The organism is Vibrio sp. 1402 (assembly GCF_033340275.1).
Genome location: NZ_JAWOWE010000256.1, coordinates 1 through 717, shown reverse-complemented (window position 1 = coordinate 717; position 717 = coordinate 1). Strand labels below are relative to the sequence as shown.

At 44.2% G+C, this 717-nt stretch carries 1 protein-coding gene; it reads right to left on the bottom strand.

The features are described 5' to 3' along the window. Positions 1-514, bottom strand: a 514-nt coding sequence (locus R7044_RS25410; RefSeq protein ID WP_225456020.1) for a tetratricopeptide repeat protein, incomplete at its 3' end; no start/stop codon positions are given. Positions 515-717: the final 203 nt, after the last annotated feature.

The following is a 717-nucleotide window of genomic DNA, read 5'->3' as shown; positions in this document are numbered from 1 at the left end:
GGAAAGAAATGAAGTGATCGTTCGCTATCAACGACAATGCGGCTTCATTATAAGGTTCAAGTTGCAACGCCTGTTCTAATAGTAAACTGACTTCATCAGTCATCGCTTGTTTATGCAGGTAGTATAATGTTGTCGCCTTAGCGGCAAGTTGCATCGCGGTTACGTTGTCAGTGAGTTGGAGTGTGTAGTCGAAACAAATCAACGCGGCATCAAATTCTCCCTCCAACAGATAACCTTGACCTAACTGAAACCAAAGCTCATCGTTATTAGGCTCTTGTTTTAACTGTTGCTGTATTTCATCCATGATGTCTCGCGAGGTCATAATTCGAGCTATCTCCGCTTGGATAGGTTGCGGTGGGGTTTGCTTCAACAACAAGTAGCCAGCGCTAGTGAGTGCTAACACCATCAAACAAAAGCCAAACCACTGCGTAGGCTTAACTTTAGAAGCGCTAAGTGACAAAACGACGATAAAAAGCCCCATCAAAGTGATGACAATGAAGAACCATAAAGACATAGCGATACCCGTGAGTAAACATAAGCTTAGTGTACTGGTTTGGTTGAGAGATTGCGTTGATGAAGATACAAAAAAGCCGAGCATTTTGCTCGGCTTTCATATTTAGCGATGAAGGAGAAGATTAGTCTTCTGAGCCCTCTTCCGCGTCGTCTGCTGCTGGCGCTTCAGGAGCTTGCTGTTCTGCATTCGCTTCTGTTGTTTCT